This is a genomic window from Prochlorococcus sp. MIT 1307 (assembly GCF_034092395.1).
Lineage (GTDB): Bacteria > Cyanobacteriota > Cyanobacteriia > PCC-6307 > Cyanobiaceae > AG-363-K07.
The window spans coordinates 55,125-71,843 of record NZ_CP139301.1 but is presented as its reverse complement, the minus strand read 5'-3'; the positions used below and the strand labels follow the sequence as shown (position 1 = coordinate 71,843).

21 protein-coding genes and 1 tRNA gene are annotated in these 16,719 nt (G+C 39.9%); 11 read left to right on the top strand and 11 right to left on the bottom strand.

Features of this window, described 5'->3' with window-relative positions:
- Positions 1 to 149 precede the first annotated feature (149 nt).
- Positions 150 to 347 (bottom strand): hypothetical protein, encoded by a 198-nt coding sequence (locus tag SOI82_RS00355; protein WP_320667422.1) that lies wholly within the window; start codon positions 345 to 347, stop codon positions 150 to 152.
- 424 nt (positions 348 to 771) lie between these two features.
- Here SOI82_RS00355 and SOI82_RS00350 point away from each other — a divergent pair, with 424 nt between their 5' ends.
- Both SOI82_RS00350 and SOI82_RS00345 read left to right on the top strand, forming a co-directional pair.
- A complete protein-coding gene (locus SOI82_RS00350) occupies positions 772 to 963 on the top strand; it encodes a hypothetical protein (RefSeq protein WP_320667421.1) in 192 nt (63 codons plus the stop codon).
- Positions 956 to 2,236, top strand: coding sequence for an AAA family ATPase (locus tag SOI82_RS00345; protein WP_320667420.1), 1,281 nt, complete (start codon positions 956 to 958; stop codon positions 2,234 to 2,236). The genes SOI82_RS00350 and SOI82_RS00345 overlap by 8 nt, the downstream gene beginning before the upstream one ends.
- Here the strand turns inward: SOI82_RS00345 and SOI82_RS00340 are convergent.
- The 3 genes from SOI82_RS00340 to SOI82_RS00330 form a co-directional block, all read right to left on the bottom strand.
- Entirely contained in the window at positions 2,233 to 2,511 is a 279-nt protein-coding gene (locus SOI82_RS00340; protein ID WP_320667419.1) for a hypothetical protein, read from the bottom strand. The two genes, SOI82_RS00345 and SOI82_RS00340, sit on opposite strands and share 4 nt — an antisense overlap.
- 296 nt (positions 2,512 to 2,807) lie before the next feature.
- The gene (locus SOI82_RS00335) at positions 2,808 to 3,032 is read right to left on the bottom strand and encodes a hypothetical protein (protein ID WP_320667418.1); all 225 of its coding nucleotides are present in this window, start codon (positions 3,030 to 3,032) and stop codon (positions 2,808 to 2,810) included.
- Positions 3,033 to 3,034: 2 nt separating this feature from the next.
- Positions 3,035 to 3,313, bottom strand: a complete 279-nt coding sequence (locus SOI82_RS00330) for a hypothetical protein (protein ID WP_320667417.1) — start codon at positions 3,311 to 3,313, stop codon at positions 3,035 to 3,037.
- Positions 3,314 to 3,516: 203 nt separating this feature from the next.
- Between SOI82_RS00330 and SOI82_RS00325 the strand changes: the two genes are divergently transcribed.
- The 3 genes from SOI82_RS00325 to SOI82_RS00315 are packed head-to-tail and all read left to right on the top strand — an operon-like array spanning position 3,517 to position 5,628.
- Positions 3,517 to 3,669: a hypothetical protein gene (locus tag SOI82_RS00325; protein WP_320667416.1), complete on the top strand. Its 153-nt coding sequence runs from the start codon at positions 3,517 to 3,519 to the stop codon at positions 3,667 to 3,669.
- Positions 3,647 to 5,254: a phage major capsid protein gene (locus tag SOI82_RS00320; RefSeq protein ID WP_320667415.1), complete on the top strand. Its 1,608-nt coding sequence runs from the start codon at positions 3,647 to 3,649 to the stop codon at positions 5,252 to 5,254. Before SOI82_RS00325 ends, SOI82_RS00320 begins: the two co-directional genes overlap by 23 nt.
- Before the next feature lie 29 nt (positions 5,255 to 5,283).
- Entirely contained in the window at positions 5,284 to 5,628 is a 345-nt protein-coding gene (locus SOI82_RS00315) for a hypothetical protein (RefSeq protein ID WP_320667414.1), read from the top strand.
- Positions 5,629 to 5,753: 125 nt separating this feature from the next.
- Here the strand turns inward: SOI82_RS00315 and SOI82_RS00310 are convergent, their stop codons facing one another.
- The 6 genes from SOI82_RS00310 to SOI82_RS00285 form a co-directional block, all read right to left on the bottom strand.
- Positions 5,754 to 5,975 (bottom strand): carbonic anhydrase, encoded by a 222-nt coding sequence (locus tag SOI82_RS00310; RefSeq protein WP_320667413.1) that lies wholly within the window; start codon positions 5,973 to 5,975, stop codon positions 5,754 to 5,756.
- Positions 5,976 to 6,317: a DUF1330 domain-containing protein gene (locus SOI82_RS00305; protein WP_320667412.1), complete on the bottom strand. Its 342-nt coding sequence runs from the start codon at positions 6,315 to 6,317 to the stop codon at positions 5,976 to 5,978.
- Between the two features lie 265 nt (positions 6,318 to 6,582).
- Entirely contained in the window at positions 6,583 to 6,888 is a 306-nt protein-coding gene (locus tag SOI82_RS00300) for a hypothetical protein (RefSeq protein WP_320667411.1), read from the bottom strand.
- Between the two features lie 113 nt (positions 6,889 to 7,001).
- The gene (locus SOI82_RS00295) at positions 7,002 to 7,316 is read right to left on the bottom strand and encodes a DUF3303 domain-containing protein (RefSeq protein ID WP_320667410.1); all 315 of its coding nucleotides are present in this window, start codon (positions 7,314 to 7,316) and stop codon (positions 7,002 to 7,004) included.
- A gap of 100 nt (positions 7,317 to 7,416) precedes the next feature.
- The gene (locus tag SOI82_RS00290; RefSeq protein ID WP_320667409.1) at positions 7,417 to 7,572 is read right to left on the bottom strand and encodes a hypothetical protein; all 156 of its coding nucleotides are present in this window, start codon (positions 7,570 to 7,572) and stop codon (positions 7,417 to 7,419) included.
- Positions 7,573 to 7,793: 221 nt separating this feature from the next.
- Positions 7,794 to 7,867 (bottom strand) — tRNA-Pro (locus SOI82_RS00285).
- A gap of 396 nt (positions 7,868 to 8,263) precedes the next feature.
- Here SOI82_RS00285 and SOI82_RS00280 point away from each other — a divergent pair.
- The 3 genes from SOI82_RS00280 (at position 8,264) to SOI82_RS00270 (ending at position 12,138) form a co-directional block, all read left to right on the top strand.
- Positions 8,264 to 9,058 (top strand): hypothetical protein, encoded by a 795-nt coding sequence (locus SOI82_RS00280; RefSeq protein ID WP_320667408.1) that lies wholly within the window; start codon positions 8,264 to 8,266, stop codon positions 9,056 to 9,058.
- A gap of 32 nt (positions 9,059 to 9,090) precedes the next feature.
- Complete coding sequence (locus SOI82_RS00275) at positions 9,091 to 10,413, top strand: type II secretion system protein (RefSeq protein WP_320667407.1); 1,323 nt, start codon at positions 9,091 to 9,093, stop codon at positions 10,411 to 10,413.
- A 474-nt stretch (positions 10,414 to 10,887) separates the two neighbouring features.
- Complete coding sequence (locus SOI82_RS00270; RefSeq protein ID WP_320667406.1) at positions 10,888 to 12,138, top strand: hypothetical protein; 1,251 nt, start codon at positions 10,888 to 10,890, stop codon at positions 12,136 to 12,138.
- A 285-nt stretch (positions 12,139 to 12,423) separates the two neighbouring features.
- On the opposite strand, the gene SOI82_RS00265 is transcribed toward SOI82_RS00270, so the two are convergent.
- Positions 12,424 to 12,945: a type II secretion system protein gene (locus SOI82_RS00265; RefSeq protein ID WP_320667405.1), complete on the bottom strand. Its 522-nt coding sequence runs from the start codon at positions 12,943 to 12,945 to the stop codon at positions 12,424 to 12,426.
- A 364-nt stretch (positions 12,946 to 13,309) separates the two neighbouring features.
- Between SOI82_RS00265 and SOI82_RS00260 the strand changes: the two genes are divergently transcribed.
- The 3 genes from SOI82_RS00260 to SOI82_RS00250 all read left to right on the top strand — a co-directional run bounded on the left by SOI82_RS00260 (position 13,310) and on the right by SOI82_RS00250 (position 16,718).
- Positions 13,310 to 13,858, top strand: a complete 549-nt coding sequence (locus tag SOI82_RS00260; RefSeq protein WP_320667404.1) for a type II secretion system protein — start codon at positions 13,310 to 13,312, stop codon at positions 13,856 to 13,858.
- Between the two features lie 84 nt (positions 13,859 to 13,942).
- Positions 13,943 to 16,132 (top strand): hypothetical protein, encoded by a 2,190-nt coding sequence (locus tag SOI82_RS00255; protein ID WP_320667403.1) that lies wholly within the window; start codon positions 13,943 to 13,945, stop codon positions 16,130 to 16,132.
- Between the two features lie 16 nt (positions 16,133 to 16,148).
- Positions 16,149 to 16,718, top strand: a complete 570-nt coding sequence (locus SOI82_RS00250) for a hypothetical protein (RefSeq protein ID WP_320667402.1) — start codon at positions 16,149 to 16,151, stop codon at positions 16,716 to 16,718.
- Position 16,719 lies beyond the last annotated feature (1 nt).

Genomic DNA, 16,719 nt, shown 5'->3' with positions numbered 1-16,719 from the left:
GCAACAGTGAGGGCTAATCGATGCATAGAAAACAATCGCTGATTCCATTGTGCTCAAGATCACTCGATCAAGCAGGACAAGATTCTTAGCCAGATCTCCATCATTGAATCTCGATACTGTCTGAATATCTTTTGAAGATTCAGAGCCTTTCAACATAGACGGAGGTGTCGGTGGGTCCGTGTCCATGTATGCAAAATCTGTCTCAAAAGGTTGATAGCTGCAGCTACTCGATTGTGTACATCTTCTTCTCGTTCTGAGTTTTTTGGGGTGATTCCAAACAGTCGGTTTGCAAGTTTGAATAAAGTTTGAATAGAAATTCCTGATTCGCTGAGATCGCTTGCTATCACCTAACGGGAACTTTTCATTAGCCAGTAGTTAATTTCTGTCATATCAAGGGGCAATCCATTTGCTATGGGCTAATAAAAAAGTTAAAAGCTGAAAAGTGTATATCTCTTTGACTAGACACATTGGTTGATATTTGGACTAAGATATCAACAACGCTGGGCTTTCCCTCTAGGCGGGTCACGAAAGTGCTTGACCTTTAGGTTGCGTCCTTAAAGTCTTTCCAATAACTGGAGACGGCCATATATCCATCCCTAACGATGAGGTGTTTTGGCAATGGCCGCCAAAAATAGTCATAAAGCCAAGAAGGGCATGCCATCAACTCTGATGCTCTACATCAATGCACCGCAGCAGTCCATGCCGCAACAGCAGCAGTTGAAGAATTAAGAGCAACTCAACTCGCCCAAATGAAGGCGTTCTCTGAGCGGCTTGAGAAGTTGGAGGGCCGATGAGATGGATCAAGAATTACCGGGCTTCGGTGAAGTCCTAAAGAATACTGATGCAATTTTGCATCCTGTTTGGCGTGACTTGGCGCTGACTGTTGCCATCAAAGTTATTGCTGAAAAAAACGATCTGACGCTTAAGGAGCAACTATCAATTTGGAGGCCATTCGATGTCTAGAAGGGTTTTTAACGATCACACAGATTCCTTTGAAAGACTGATCCTTTTAGGAGTTTTGCCAAGGGATCACATACAAAGAGAGGGCTATGACTATTCAACTGATTTAAAAGCTGAGCTTCAAAAACGAGATCGTGAGGAACGTGAAGGGAAAAGGCCTATACCCACACACACAGGAAAACCACTAGGGAAACATCTAGGGAAAGTAAAACCAAGAAAAGCCCCTATTCCCTCTGACCTAGGGAAACCTATTTCTGTAGGCGAATTGCTCAAATCAAGAGAAAACGCTGAATGGATTGTTGATTCTTTTGGGGCTAAAGGTGCGTTGGTAAGTCTCGCGGCAGATGTTGGAACTGGAAAAACAACCTTCCTTTACTCACTTGCTTCCTGCATTGGGAAGGGAGAACCGTTTTTAAAGAATAAAGAAGGAATAGGCCAGCTCACAACAAAGAAAAGCAGGGTGCTTTTTGTTCAAGCGGATGAACCTAAAAATGATTGTTGGCGTAAGTGCAAAATCATGGGTTTAACCCAGGATGCCTTTGATTTTGTTTTTGGCGAAGACGGATTTAACAGCCTCGATCTTCCACGCCTTGAACGACTGATTGATGAGGGTGGCTATGGCGTTGTCATGTTGGACAGTGTGACCACACTCCTGGCAAATCGTGGAGTCTCAATAAAAGATCCTGAGTTTGCAAAACCTTTATATGACCTCAACAACCTTGCCAGCAGGAAAAATATTCTCATTGTTATTACTTCCCACTTGCGAAAACCAGAACATCAACAAAGGGGTGATGTATCCATGTTCGATATTCTGGGCGCTGGTACTCAGGTTGGTGCTGTTAGTGATGTGTGGGCAATTTCACGAGCACCAAATTCAACGCCAAAACAGTGCCAATTCGTTCTGTCTTGTTTAGAGAAAGCTAGGAACTGTGAAGTCGGGACTTGTTGGAATCTTGAGGGAAACAAGGAAGATCTTTCCTGGGTGTTTGAGAGCGTTACTGGAGAAGAGGAATTGCTCCCTTCCGTTAAAAAGGATTTGAGGAGTTATGCAGAGCTTTACTTGTCTGAATCAGAAGAGTGGAGAACGATTGAAGAAGTTGCAGTCCACTTTGGTAAGAACAAGGAACATACAAGAGCTGTCTTGATGGATCTCTTTGTAGAGGAAGTGATTGAGCGCAAAAAACAGAAGTTAGGTATTGAAGTTGGTGGTCGTCCTAAGTGGGTTTATAGAGGTAAAAGAGGTTTTCCTAGGTGTGCGGGTATAGGGGATAACTAAAACTTTTTAAGTTCAGAGCAAAAATCTGAAACCATAAAACTATTTTTTTTATAGGAATAGCCGGCGATCGACTCGATTTTGGTAACGTTTTTTCCTATCTCATCATAAGCGGAAAGTTTTCGTGATCTTGGTCCGAATGATGTTTTTATTGAGTTATTAACAGAGCATAAATATTCAAGCTGATGACGCTTAGAAATCGGGATCAACTGAACAGCAATCACGCAGAGCGCAAGTGTTGCAACTGTTTTAAGAGCTTTATCTAAGTTTGATCCCATTTGTCTTTGGTTCGAATCTCAGGTAATGGAAGCGGACAACCGTGAAGTTTCGGCTTCTCAAATGGCTGGTTTAAGTACTTCTCTCCATCGTCATAGAGGAAATCTTGACCGTTAAGAACGGCTTTCAATCTATTTAAAAACTTTTTCATAGCTTGATAAGCATATTGAAATATTTAAATAATGGCAATTAAGCGCATTTAAGATCTATATAGCTAATTACTAGAGGTAATTAAAACCTATCAACGATAAATAAGAGTTGATTAAGGACTTTTGTTGTGATCGCTAGGTTGAGAAGATCAGACTGGACGTTTAAGCGTTTCCTCTAACTCCTTAAACTCAGCTTCTAGACAGCGTTTCCTTAATAGATCAACTTGCGAAAGCTCCTTGTCAGGGGTACGCCTCAATCTAGATTCCTCATTTCTTCTCTCTTTCTCTATCTGTTTTTCGACCTTGTTCCAACGTCTGCAAGTTAAAACCCAGCCGAGGAATAAGCCAATAAGGAAAGTAATGATTGCAAACATCTTTAGTTAACTGGACATCTATTCCAAGCATGAGAAATGTAGATAGCAAGTGGTAATGCCCATAAAGCTGCCACCCAAACAGCTTTTGGTGTATCTCCATTCCTATTGATTTTTTTTCCGCTTTCGGAGTAAGCCATTGTTGAATACATCTCTTTATTCATAACATGGTTAAAACTTACGCCTGAAAACCAAGTAAATAGCCAACTTGCGAACCACAAGCCACTAAAAGTCATAGGGTCAGAGAAAGGACCAATCTCAAGCAAAATAGAGGGAATATGCATCTAATCCATTCTTCTATTGATCTTCAATAAGCATATTGAAATATTTAATTAGCGGCAATTAAGCGCATTTAAGAGCTATTTAGCAAATCAATAGCGTCAAATAAAAAACATTAGCGGCGACTTAATGATAAATAAGCTTTCGCCTTGAAAACCCTAGTATTTGCAGCCATTTATAGGGATCAAAAAACTCTAAGATCAGCCATATGACCACTTTAATTTTAGTCGTAAATCCTATGGGTGATGACAGGCCATCGCGTTCTGATCCATTGGAAGACTCACTTTCATCGGCTCAATTTCGCCGTTTCCAAAAAATACTCATAGAGGACTCAAAGGATGACTACGGATACAGCGATTAAGACAAGATTCTTAGATCTCGATTCCAAGGCGGCTGATAGCGACACTTTTAACCTGTCTTTTAGTTCAGAGAATCCAGTCCCTACTCCACTAGGAGATGAAGTGCTCTCTCATAAAAGGGAAGCCGTTGATCTATCTCGTCTAAATGATGGGGCGCCCTTCCTTTGGAACCATCAACCGAATGAAGTTTTAGGTGTTGTTGAATCTGCCGAAATCGTTAATGAAAAAGGACGAGCAACTGTTCGCTGGGGAACATCTGATGAAGCTATTGCCAAGAGAAAAGAAGTCACACAAGGAATCCTCCAGAACATTTCGGTTGGGTATCAAATCAACGAAAGCGAATACACCGACGACGGCAAAACCTTAGTGACCCGCTGGCAACCAGTGGAGATCTCCTTGGTCGCTGTACCAAGTGACAACTCGATTGGTATTCACCGATCACACCCCTCTTATTCAGAACCTATGACTGCCTCAATCCCCAAAGAAGTAGAAACCATCTCTAACGATTGGCAATCCGCAGAATATCGAGACGCGACAAGAGACTTCAGCATGGTCAGAGCAATTCAAGCTTCTGTCTCTGGCGATTGGTCGCAAGCTGGTCTTGAGCGAGAAGTTAACCAAGAATTGCAGCTACAAACTGGCAAGCGTTCACAAGGTTTCCTCGTCCCAAATAATGCTTGGAGCAAGCGTGCTTATGTCACATCCTCTGCATCAGCAGGTGGTTATGCAGTCGCTACAGAACACCTCGCAGATCAGTTCGTTGAGTCTTTAAGACCAAGCTCTGCTGTCGTTGAATTAGGTGCTCGCATGTTGCCTGGATTGGTTGGCAACGTAGACATTCCTGCAAGAAATGCTTCCTCTACTACCTATTGGATTGGAGCTGATGACGCTGACAGCGTGACTGAATCAACAGGCACTCTGCGCAATATCTCCATGCAGCCAAAGACTATCGGGGCATACAGCAAGTACAGCCATTTGATGTCTCTGCAGTCCACTCCAGAAATCGAGGAACTGATCAAATCAGACATCATCGCCAAGATTGCTGAAGGTATTGATGTAGCTGCAATTAACGGCAGTGGTTCAAGTTCTCAACCTTTAGGCATCCTCAACACAACTGGTATTGGATCTGTAGCAGGTGGGACCAATGGAGCCGCGGCTGATTTGGATGATTTTGTAGACCTCAAAAAAGCTGTCTCTGTTGACAATGCTGATCTCGAAAACTGTGCGTTCCTAACAAATGCAAAGGTTGAAGGTGCAGTCCACAAACTCAAAGACTCCAATGGTGATTACATCCTTTCTCCATATGGTGCTGAGTTAGGCAAGCAGCAGATTCTTTCAAGACGTTTCCACGTATCTAACAACGTTCCTTCTGACCTCACAAAAGGTTCAGGCAGTGGCTTGAGTGCAATCCTTTACGGCAATTTCAAAGACTTGTTGATCGGCATGTGGGGATCACTCGAAGTGCTGGTCGATCCATACACCGACATCGCCAAAGGCACTGTTGGCATACGGGCTTTGCAGTCAATCGACATTGCTGTCAGACATGCTGAATCCTTTGCTGCCATGAAGGACGCAATCGCGTCTTAAGAGCTTGGCGGGGTTGATAGGGGGATTCTGTGGTGGTCTCCTCCTGGTTGGCCCCGCCTTTTTTCTATGGAATTAAACCAATGATGATTTGTACCTTCACAGAAGCGGCCAAGTTCCTTGGGTATTCGTCTCGAAGTCAGCTCTACAAGATGAAAGATCTCGGCTATTTAGACGATTTCTTAGAAGATGTAGAAGGGAAGCTTCACCTCAACATGAAGCCCAGAGGGAAGATGTCTCTTGCCAGGCACATCATGTACAACATTCAGTGGAGAGCGACCAATCCAATCCGTGATTTTGACCCTGATGTATGGCTAAAAGAGCAAGCACAGCAGGCTAAAAAGTTAACCAAATTGTCAACCGCTAAAAAGCGCTAAAGCATTCCTATTACTGCTTATCTCTTCCTTAGAAGCAACAAAAGTGTCTCCAGTTGTAGGGCACGACTCTAGGAAGATTTCGAGCCTTCGGACGACCCACAAAGGAATAGCTCAGAGGGACCCAATCAACACTTGGGAAGGTTTGACTCTTCTTCGCTTCTTTTCACTGATGGATTCCGATAACAACATCGATCAATAATGGGAGCTATACCTTCTTCTAATTCTTGTAGAAGTTCAGCTTTAAATACTTCTCTATTCTCAAGCGTTGGTGGTTCATACCCTGATTCTTGAACATCTAATAGAAGAGCCAAGATGGTTCTATGGAAAAGGGGGTGACGTAAAGACATTTACTTGCCCATTGCTCTTCTTAGTTTTGTTGCTTCATCCATCCCTTCCATGATCGTGAAGGTTGCATTCTCTGTAGCGGCTTTGCGGATTTTGCTTAGCTCTTGATACTCCACTGATTCATAAGCCTCAACAGCTCTACGCATGGAAGGGAACTCACAAATAACAGCTAAGTTTGCACCTACTGTTTGTTCTTTTCCTTGTGGCTCAGTGTCTTTTGCGAAGACTTTACCCCCAACTTCTTTTAGCCAAGGCCCTACCTTTTCTACGTATTCAGCAAAGAGTTCTTGATTAATAACTGTTGAGGTTGAGATCCAATAACCTTTTGCACCTTTTTTGTCCATAAGAATAAGTGAGTCGAAAACGCAGGACGTGTGTCCTCCATCGACATCAAAGCATTTTTTTCAAACAAATGAAAATCACCAAAGCGTCCTCTAAGGACGAGGTGATTACTTCTGCTTGCGAGTTGGTCGATCAGCAGACGCAGTAATCCGAGACCTGACGGGCAAAAAGAACACACTCACTTTTTTACTCACCGCTCTGTTTATCATTCACATCCTGTTTTGAACCTCGAAAACTGAATAGTTATCCATCCCACGGCAACCAATCTCAATCCGTAACTACATATCCATTGTTCACCAATTCGTCGAAAACTCTTGCACCTCTTGCTTTTGTTCCCATCGAAACTGGATTGATTTGATCAAGTACAGAAGCAAAGCAAGTAATCCAAAAGCTCCCTTTGCACACAAGCGCAGACTTACAGATGTGATCTGGAGCAACTTCAATACAACCCTGCGTCCTGGAAACTTTGATACTTGCAATTTGAGAGTCCAGCTCCAGATCTAAAAGTTCAGCTTCTTTCTTGGTAATAGCTGTACCCGCTGCATGGCACTCAAGCAGCATTTGATAATTCATTTGTATGCGGCTTTAGCTGCATTTTGAATTGGCGGCCAGTGGACCATTTTCCGACAACGATTTGCCCCTTGAAAACTAAATAGTTAACGGAGCATTATTGATTGATCAGATCATTACACAGATGCCGCAGCAGAAACCCCGGGCCACATGGCAGCAAATTCGGCATCTGATACCACAGCTGTAACTTCAAACTGGATGCCGTACTCTTTGATCCAAGGTCCAAGATGAGCCCAAACCTTGCCAATATCTGTAGCCACGGCTATTGCTACACCGCTGCCACTAATAGGTTCACAAACTCGATACTTCAACTCAAAGCCATCGAATTTGTCTCCAGGCGCTCCAGAGTTGATGTAATCGGCGAAGCCTGGGCATGAAGACCACGCACCTTCAACTGTCGGGAACTCCCAAACGATTAAATAGTGCTGCATTATCAAAAAAGGCTGCTCTCAGTTTGATAGCAACACTTTCTTTCTTAGAAAACACTCATTAAAAAACTGAATAACCATCCATCCCCAGGGAACCAATTAATTAATGCGGAGAAAAAAGCCAGTGCAGAATTAAGGCGAGAGCAAATCCCATTACCAGACCCATGACCCAGCTCAGACAAAGCATCTGGTAGTTGCTCAATCCAAAACGGTTCTGGATTGCCAGTGCGGCTTTTTTGTCTAAAGCGATTAAGTCCATTAGAAGATCAGTTTTATCAAGAAAACAACCAACCCAAGAGCGGCGAACAAACCTACTCCTAAAAACACATAAAGGATGTATTTCTGAATAGTGGCGGCGAAGTCATTTTCCATCTCCACATCATGCCGCTTTCTGCTCAGGTTTATTAAAACCCAGCAAAAACGATCCCTTTTGTCCGCTTTTTGTCCGCGAAAGAAAATTGGGATTCCGCCAAAAGCCAGTCGGGGCGACAGGATTCGAACCTGCGACCTAGTGCTCCCAAAGCACCCGCGCTACCAAACTGCGCCACGCCCCGTTGTTTGGATTGTAGGCGCAGAAGCGGGACGATATCAACCAAGTCAGGAATTAGAGTTTCACTGCTCATTAAGGTGCAAATAAATATCTTGTCGCTTTGTTCTGTAAGTTGAAAAACTATTTTGTATACCCTTGGTTAAATAATTGCCTTCAATCGTATCTCAGAAGAAAGATACTGCTTGAAATATAAAACTGCAAAGGCAGAGTGGAACGCTAAAGAATAGTTTCAGATTAATCTTTTCTTTGCAAAAAATTGTGTACTTTCCAAAAGTCGACTAATACTATGTTAAATAATTCCAATAGCAGGCCTCATGAAACCCACCAAAAAGTTCAGCTTTTGTTTTAATCTATTAATTCCGAAGTCTTCATGATAAAAAAAAGCTCTTTATTCATTTCATTGCTCACAATTTTGGGGGGGGTAGTAGGCTTTGAGAATCAACCTACTTATTCCGCTTCAACAATTATAAAATGTGCAGGACAAATTCCAAATAAGACTGCTTGTTTAATAGAGCCTAGCTCCTACGTTATTGATACTTATAGGGTAGATCTTTGTCAAAAAAGTCCTTTCCCTGATTTTCGTAGTTCAGCAAATTATTCTGAAGCTGAATGTATAACTATTTTTAATGGCAATGGCAATCTTTTTAGAAATCAATTAGGAAAAGATTCTAAATATAAACTTCCAACAACTGGTAGGGAGGTTGTTAAGCCAGGGAAATATAAGTATTTAACTATGATTTTAAAAAATAGTTTTATAAGTTCAGGGAAATATCGTAGCGGAGAAACCACCTGGAGAACACTAGGCTCTGATGAAAAGAACTTAACAACAAAAAAAGGAGATCCAGTTAAATTTGCAGCCAAGCTAAGAAATTGGCGGGGAAAGGACAATAAAGACAATGGTTATTGTGATAACAATGGTGGGACCTTCTCAAGATGTGAAATGAATTACAATGGATATGAAATAACTGCAATTGGTTTAGACACTGACTTTATTGAGAGCTATGGAGACAAGGTAACTTATATGTTTTATATGCTCGAATTGTCAACACCAATAACGTTGAAAGAAAGTTCTGATGGTTATTTTGATCTTACTCTTAAGAACAGCCTAGAAGTCTATGGAGACGGAATAAAAGTCGAGTCTATCTCAACTGCTCCTTTTATATTTGAAGCAAAATATAATAATAATGAACAATAATCAATCTAAAGCTCTCTAAGAAGTAGGACTCTGTGAGAAAACAATCTCTAAAACAAATAAGTAACTCCTTCTTTTCAGAAAAAACAGAAGAAGAAGGATTTACTTATTTGGAATTTATTGTTGTAATAATGATTTTTGGTGCCATTTCTTCGATAGCTGTCCCCCAATTTAAGCCTGTTCTTAATAAATTCAAGCAAAAGGAAGCATCTGGGATCGTTGATTCAATGATAAAAGCTGCTCAATCTAATTATGCCTTGTACGCAGGACTTCCAGAAGATATGGGGCAGCTTTCAAAATTTGTAAAAATCCAGAAATGTAACGCTAACTATGTTGAAACAGAAGGCAGTTCAGTTTGTAAAGGCTCAACTCCTGTTTCAGTTAATAAAAATGATGCCCTTTTTTATTCAGCATCAGGAAATTACAAAGTTGAAATGAGAAAGATTAGTACTGATGACAACAAGTCCATTTATCAAGTAAAAGCCAATCCAAATGGAGGGGAATATGCAAGTGATGGAAGTGCAGTCCTTGGTTGCTATAACCCTATTGATGGTATTGCTATTGTCAAAGAATATTCTTCCAAAGTCGATGAAAAAGGAGCTAAACCCTATATAACTTGTGAAGCTGATTCAGAATCCGGCAATGGCAACGGAAATGGCAATGGCAATGGCAACGGAAATGGCAACGGAAATGGCAACGGCAATGGCAATGGCAATGGCAATGGCAACGGAAATGGCAACGGCAATGGCAATGGCAACGGAAATGGCAATGGCAATGGCAACGGAAATGGCAATGGCAATGGCAACGGAAATGGCAATGGCAACGGAAATGGCAATGGCAACGGAAATGGCAATGGCAATGGCAATGGCAATGGCAACGGAAATGGCAACGGAAATGGCAACGGCAACGGAAATGGCAATGGAAATGGCAACGGCAACGGCAACGGCAATGGCAATGGCAATGGCAATGGCAATGGCAATGGCAATGGCAATGGCAATGGCAATGGAAACGGCAACGGCAACGGCAACGGAAATGGCAACGGCAACGGCAACGGCAACGGAAATGGCAACGGCAACGGCAACGGCAACGGGGATGACTACAAGCCGAAATCTCTCAGCGCCCAGACCGGAGTGGGCAAGGATGTTGACCAGAAAACGACACCCACTTCACCACAACTTGAACAAACTCCATTTCCAGCACCTTCAGTACTTGAATCAGATCAAGAACTTTCAGTACTTGAATCGGGTCAAGAACTTTCAGAGACTGCAAAAGATCCAGTTCGTTCAGAACCTGAAAGGCTGGGCCCAATAACTGGTTCAGACCTAGAGCCATCACCTATCCCTCCCTGGATTAGATGAGGAACTTTTCGTTGTCTTTACCTAGGTCCAATTCACGTGAGTTTTTTAAATTGACTCCTGCTAATTAGATAATGATCTTTGGACCATCATTTATTGACTACATAATGACGATATAAAGTCAGGCATATCTATGAGCAGTTATCTTGATAGATTTTACAGTGAAGCATTTTGTGGAGGGATTGATCAACAATTCAAGTTACATCAATCATTTAATCAAACCTTTTCTCACAATTCATCTGCCAATAGTTGTTTTAATCATTTGCTTCAGTTAGCTGAGTTGCCAGTTTTTAAAACACAAATCAAAGCCGATAAACATTGCCTGAAGTAAAGTCTGTCAAGTCAAAATCACCCTTATGAATAAATGAGAAGAGCTAATCACAAGCTTCTATGAATCATATATAAAATAAAGTTTTGAAAACAAGAAAATGAAGAGCAAGAAAAGGTATAAGGTTAAACATATTGAATAAAGTGACGATGCAAAAAAGCAATTTCTATAGCCTATATAAGTTGAAGCTTTTTAATGCCACAAGATATTCTTTCATCAGCAAGTTAATTAGTACATTTATTCTTACATTCACAGGAATCCAACCATTTACAGCGCAAGCGGAGCCATACAAATCAAATAACTTCAACCAATTAAAGCCTGGACGTCTCAATATTTCTGTCTATGTCTTCCACGATAGAAATCGTAATGGGAGCTATGACTTAGGAGATTTGCCGATGGCTGGTGTAGTCACAGAATTGACCAAGCCTAATGGGCAAATTGTAAGTGCCAACTCCAACAAAAATGGATATACGAATTACAAGATGGCCTTAGGTAGTACTAAATATCAGGACATCAGCCAAGAGAGTGAGGTGTATACATTCAGAGTGCTCAAACCTCCCGGTTGGCAAGTAACAGCAGGAAAGTCAGTTCAAAAAATACTTTTTCTCGATAAGGTCGGGTCCCCAGGCGGACTGATTGCCGATAAGGCGCCCAACTGGGTCGGACTGGCCCCTGATCTTTCAATCAAAGGTCAAATACTTGGGCCAAACAAAACCGTTATACCAAGGGATGCTTCAGTAACCGCTACTGGACCTAATGGCAAGACCACGAGTTTAGATTTGGATAAAGACGGCAGTTTTGTTCTTCCAGTCGAACCAGGGAGATGGTCACTGGTCTTTGACAGTCCATCTTTGAATTGGCAACTAATAAGGCATATCAAAGTAAGCACTGCACCTGTAGAAATGATTGCTGTTATTGCTGGCCAAAAACAATTACCTTTACAACCTCACCCAATACTTGAAAATTTTGATTGGTTAAAGCATTCAAAATTAGAAAAGATTCCTAATGGCCACTTAGGCCTCAACTGGGATTACCTTTTAGCAATGAATCATCAAAACTCTCGTGGACCCGGTTACATCAATGTGCTAAATAGCGGTCATGCAGTGGCATACAACAGTTCTGGTCACCCTGTAACAATCACAGCTCCAGAAGGTCAGTTATTTGACTTTGTCGGAGGGTTCTTCACAGTTGCATGGAGCAAAGCCACTGGAGAAACTCTTGAACTAGAAGCATTTCGTGGAAATGAGCGAATAGCCCAACATGAAATGAAACTATCTCACCTCGGAGCGACCTGGCTCGATGCTGACCTTCGCAGCATCGACAAAATGATTCTTTCCACCCGCCATTACTGGCAATTCGCAACCGAAGACCTGCAATTTCGATTACCAAGAAAAAATTGAGGGATAGCATTCTCAAGACTCCCTTGCTGTCAGTTTTAGGGAAAAGACATTAACCATCTTTTTAGATAAGCGCCCAAAGACTAGATCTAATAACTAATTCATAATTTGATTAATTATATGTTTAATGAATAATTGAATAAAAAAGTTGGTTCCCTTATAAGTTAAAAGAATTGGTTAAGATAATTGATCATAGAATAAATCTAAAAAGAGATCTTCAAGTATGGGCAAAATTAAAATTACTTCTCTAAAAAAAACTCCTCACATTTGATTATCCAGAAAAATTCTTCAAGGCAATAAAGGGTCATTCTCTTGAATTAATGGTGAATAAACTCCTTCCCACCAGTCAATCCAAGAAGGAACTTCACCTACAGTATTTTTTTCACCTGTTACTACATTAATATTTAGATCATAAATTGAAAAGGTCTGGTTCGTGCCTGCTCTAGCAGCAGTAAGAATATTTCCACTAGAAGGACTCAAGCATTCACCATCAGCTCCATTATTGAGAAACTGAAACTTTCTAGTACTAATAAAGCCAAGGCCTATCGACTGAGGGGGCATAGTATATATAGGATATTTTTCACCATTAATTAATCCCATTTGGCATTCCTTTACGGCACCAAGTAAATATTTTTCTGCAATTAACACCTCAGCAATTTCAATTATAGGTGTCAACAATGGAATAGTGATCGTAGCAAGAATTCCAATGCTTGCTACAACCACAACCATTTCATTTGATGAGAATCCTCTCTGGTCTATTTTTGAAGCCAGTCTTGCTATTAATTGGTTCTGACGATTACATAGAAACACGCTTTAGCCTGGGTTGAGTGCATTCATACTATTAATACTAATTCATTAACGAACTTTTTTCGATGAAGGTTCTTAGTGCACTTGCAATATGTTCTACGCAACGGCTCCGACTCATGCCGGATCAGAGTAGACCTTCTCGATTCCCTCTAATTGATTGATATGACTATATTTTACGGATTAATAGCCAATAATAAAATTGAGAGATAGTCTACTTACTCTATTTTTGCTAGTGTTAGAATAGTTAAGGATTATTGGAAAGCTAATGACCCAAATGAATACAAAGCATTTTAATCGTAGGTCCTTAATTGATAAGCCTTTCTTATTGAGCCCTCAAATCAGACTCAATAAGATTAGGAATCTGTCATTGAGCCAGCTAAACGACGAGAGTGGATTCACCCTTGTTGAGTTAATAGTTGTGGTAATGATGATTGGTATTCTTTCTTCTATAGCAATACCCCAATTCATGACTGCGGCTGATAAAGCCAAGCAGAAGGAAGCTACTGGGATTATTGCAGCACTAGTTAAAGCTGCCACGGCCTATCAAACAGAGTATGGGGCACTTCCAACAAATGCAGAGCAAATTTCAGAGTATGCAAAGTTCCAGGAATGTACGCATGCAAGTAAATTGACTCTAGGCGGTCAAGTTTGTAAGGGTACAATGCCTGCGCAACTTCCTAATACTGCAACCTCCTTCGTAACATCATCTGGAAATTACTTAGTTGAATTCGAAATTAATGATGTTGCTGGGGACACAATTTTTCAAGCAAGAGCTAACCCAAATGGTCAAGCTTATGCGAGCAATGGGAGCGCAGTAATCGGTTGTTTTAACCCAGTCGATTCAGTTTCAGAGATTTATGAATACACTGCTAAAGCTGCTGACAAAGGAAATGGTAAGCCATACCGGCCTTGCTAAGCCTCAAAAGAATATTCAAATAATGAGATGATGGAATTCATTAATTAATAAGAGCTTATTTTTAATTTAATTCGCAAATTTGAAATGCGTCTTACACCAAAAAATAAATCATATGGTTTTAATAGAAAGAAAAATGGGTTTGCTATACCACAGGTCTTGATTCTTGGTGTTGGAATTGCAATCGGAGTCAGTGGACTGATGGCAGCGTCAATTTTAGGGCTTACTGGATCAAGAATTAAAAGGCAAGAACTTATTGCTAAATCGTCTTCTTATTCAGGAATTACTACAGTCAGAGGCTTACTTAATGATAATAGTGAAGATAGTTTTTATCATTATTTATGGCTACTTAATATTAAAAGCTGCTCTGAAAAAGCAAATGAATGCAACAGATATAATGATACAAATCCTTCAATAGAATATTGGTCAGATGATGAATGGTGTGATGGATTACCTAACTGCCTTGGTAGACAAAAAGCTCCTATGTGCGCAGCTAAGGAAGAAATAGATTGGGGTGAAATAATGGATTCGTACGGGACCCTACTAGATAATGTATCTGATTCTGTCGGAGCAAATCTAAAAAACTCTACAAGAGAATTTAATCAAGCCTTTAATATTCGGTCCACAAAGTATATAGGTACTGAACAATATGGAGTTAGCTCCATATTGATAGAAGGAATAGCGACTTCGAATAAAACCAATATACAAACAGCAAGCAATAAGGTAAGAGTAAATATACAAGTCAACAGTAAAACCCCTGAAGCAGGTTTCGGATTCTTGGCTATAGGTGAAAATGAATCAGATGAGATTGACTCACTATTTCTTGGTAATTTATCTATTACAACAGCAAATGATGGTAATTTACTTTCTTCAACTCCAAAAGGTTCAATAATATGGAGAAGAAATATATATGAAAATAGTGATGAATGTGGGAAGTTTCTTGAGAATGCAAAATATACTGGTTCATCGCTTCCAGAAAACGTTGATGGTGGGATTTGGGTACAACCTATAGGGATGCCAAAACAACCTAGACTTTCAAATGTAGATGACATCGGGATCTTAATTTGTACACCTGCAGAAATACAGAAAATAAATACAAATTGCAAGCTCAATTCTAAAAATAGTTCAGAGAAAGTCTATAGAATTCACTCTCTTTACGCTAAGGGTCCAGGCTCTAAGTTTGAGGTGTCTACAACAGATGATTCAAAGGTTATTTTGGAAATAATGGGTGATATTGATATAAGTAATGGTGGCATCTTCTGCCACAAAGATGGGGCAAATGCTTGTGGATCTGGCAAAGGGGGAAACTTAACTATACTTTTTAAACAGAAAACCAACATCAATGGAAATAAAATCGTATGCAATGACCTTGATCAAATAACTGGAGGAGTTAAATTTAAGGCCAGCCAGGACTTCGCTAATTATAAATATCCTATTGATAATAATAAATTACCAGGAAGTAGTTTTCTAATAGACAGCACAGGTGAAAATCCCTTAGATACCTTTGCGGCTTTTGTATATGGTCCAAAATTGACATTTATATCAGTACGTCCAGAAAGCCAATGGGTTCAGGTTACGAATTCCGAAAAAGGAAATAATAATGCTGGAATGATTGTTACCACAAGAGCTTCCTACGGATGGATTAAAGATACCTTAAGTAATTCATTGGAAAATAGAATGGTTAATATAATATTAACACCTAACTCCAACTTAATACCTTATTTAGGCCAAAAAGACTTATCCTTTAAAAATGAAGATGAAGCTAATAATATAGAAATAGTAGGTGTTGGCTATAAAGTAAGTGCATTACCTGCAGGGTCTTTTCTAAATCCTTCAGCTAATAGAGTATTCCTAATTTATAACAGCTTAAGTCAATCTTATTATTTACGAACCTTTGATATTCAGAATATAAACCCAGCAACTCAATCAAGTTCAGAATATTCCTATCCCAGAGCCTTTGCAAAAATGAATTATGAGAGCAACGCAACACATGTAGACCTTCAAGATAATCTTGATAGCTCATATGCAAAAGAGTGGTTAAATGCCTTTGGAATAAAGGTAGAAAAATCAAATATTAATCAAGCAAGAAATTTTTCTGGCGCTGCATGGGTTAAGAATTTGTGTTTTGATGGAAGTGGACAAAAAACATGGTCATTTTCGAAAGACTTTATAGATAAAATAAGTATATGGCACGGTACTGAATTTAATTGGGGTGTTCAATATTATAGAGGCAGATCTGTTATCCTTTGGGATACTCTAAGGGAATTTGATAGTTAATTCATTAATTTAAATTATGAAAAATAAATTCAATAAGCAAATAAAGATTAAGAAAGCTGAAAAGAATTATGGTTTTGGCTTAGTTGACGCAATTATTAGTATGTCCTTATTAGTTGGGGTAATTACTTATGGAATCTACTTTTCATCATTAAGGTTAAGCACAGTTTATGACTCAAATCTAATACGCTCCATTAATAAAGAAATTGACAGAGATATAGAAAGACTAAAGTCTGATTTATGGAGCATGGATTTTATTGAAAGTCAAGGTAAATATTCCTTATCAGGATCTGAATGTGAAGACTTCACAGAAAAAATAATAAGTTTAGAGAGTTGGAACGTAAACAATAATTCCAGGAACAGCATGATTCAATCGTGGAGACCAGATGCTAAGCGAAGTAAAATATTTACTGGAGAAAGTGTTCTTATCACTAGAGAGTTAGAGGTTAACTCACCTTTTAGATATCAATCTTTGAATAAAAGTATTGCTACTATTGGCTATAGGGTGGAATGGGGAGATAAAAATATTCATTGGCTAAGTATCTCATTAGGGCCTGAAGCACATAGTTGGTGTGAGCAATTAATTTAAT